This is a genomic window from Sphingobium olei, assembly GCF_042678845.1.
In the GTDB taxonomy this organism is placed as follows: Bacteria; Pseudomonadota; Alphaproteobacteria; order Sphingomonadales; family Sphingomonadaceae; genus Sphingobium; species Sphingobium olei.
Map to the genome: position 1 here is coordinate 1 of NZ_JBHTLS010000043.1, position 1464 is coordinate 1464.

The 1464-nt window shown below is 64.3% G+C and carries 2 pseudogenes; one reads left to right on the forward strand and one right to left on the reverse strand.

The features are described from left to right. Window positions 1-123 precede the first annotated feature (123 nt). Window positions 124-1338 (reverse strand): annotated as a pseudogene (locus ACFQ24_RS03950) (conjugal transfer protein TraG N-terminal domain-containing protein); the annotation flags it as partial. On the opposite strand from ACFQ24_RS03950, the pseudogene ACFQ24_RS03955 reads away from it, so the two are divergent. Then, window positions 1335-1464 (forward strand): annotated as a pseudogene (locus tag ACFQ24_RS03955) (ATP-binding protein); the annotation flags it as partial. The pseudogenes ACFQ24_RS03950 and ACFQ24_RS03955 sit on opposite strands and share 4 nt — an antisense overlap.

A 1464-nucleotide genomic window follows, 5' to 3' on the forward strand; every position in this document is an offset into this window, starting at 1 on the left:
CATCACCGCGACCGCTCATACGAGGCTCATTTGATTGCTCGATGTCCATGCTCACGCCTCCTCAAAGGCCGCGAGCTTTCCTATTCCGGCGCCGGCAACAAGGCCGCGTTCCGTCGGCGCTTACGAACTTGACGTTGTCGCCGCCCGACTGAACACTCCAGACCGATCGTAGGTGCCATCCGAAGATGTCGCACCCGTGCCGTTGGAATGCTCGTCCCGCACACCGCTGCTCGCAGTGCTGGAACTGTCAGAGGAGCGAGAATCGGTGGTTCCATGACGAAGGGTGTCCTGCTGCTGCCCTTGCTTAGACACACTGCCACTAATGCCGGGGAGGCGGCCAAGAACTCGTCCGATGCCGCCCTTGGAGCCGCCTGCACCCTGCGGAAGGCCGGCCGATATGGAACCGGACACTTGGTCCAGTGTGCCCGCGGACCGATCATGGCCGTTCGACACCGCCAGGCTCTGGCCGGTTGACGACCGATCCTCCAGACCCTGCGAGCTGCTTCCTGTCGTGCGGTCGAACTGCTCGATCGAGGTGTTGGCCGCGCGGCCACTGCTCGAATCCCATCCCGAAGATCGCTCGCTGGACGTGCCGTAGGCGCTGCGGTCGGTTTTTGTCCAGGTGAGCATCTCCTGCGCCGCGTTGTCGTACGCCTGTGATTGTCGGTGGGCCTCGCTCGCCATCTCACGCCATTCGGCAACCGTGCCAGTCGTGGCCGTCGGAGTGAACGAGAGCCGTGAGATCGCCCCGCCGGTATCGAACACCTCTTGGCCGTTGCCGAACCCGTTGATGAGCGCGCCGTTATCCTGGCGCCATCCGACACTCGCCGCGCCGCCCATGAAGCTGGGGGCGGTTGACCACTGGTCGGCCTGTCGCATGTTCGAGGTCGAGTTCGCCCAACTCACATTGCCGTAGGAGTAATTGCCGGTAGTCTGCTCGAGCGCGGCAGCCTCGGCTGCGTTCTGCGCTGGCGCGAGCATCGATGTCGCCTGCCCGGCGATCGACATGGCACCGCGGGCCAGGCCGGCCGCAAGGAACGGGATGCTCATCAGCATGAAGCCGGCGATCGTCGCCGTCTCCCCGTTCACCGCACCGATTCCGGCATAGCTTCCCAGCGACATTCCTCCGCCAGCCACGCCGTTCGCGGCAGTCTCGGCGCGGGTCATACAGATCATATGCAGGATGACGTAGAGCGGCCCCCAGGACGCGAGATAGAAGAACCCCATCGCATAGCCCTTCAGCGTGCTCAGCCCGGTTTGGGGCAGCAGGAAGAGCGGAAAGATGACGGGGAACATCGCGAAGAAGACCACCGTGAGCACGATGTTCAAGATCGGAACTGGTGACACGCCTCGAAGAGGAGACCCGGATCGGCAAGGGCGGGACCCTGGCGGGACAGCTCTCGCGGCTCGACCTGGTGGTGCTCGATGAGCTGGGATATCTGCCGTTCGCGCGCTCTGGCGGCC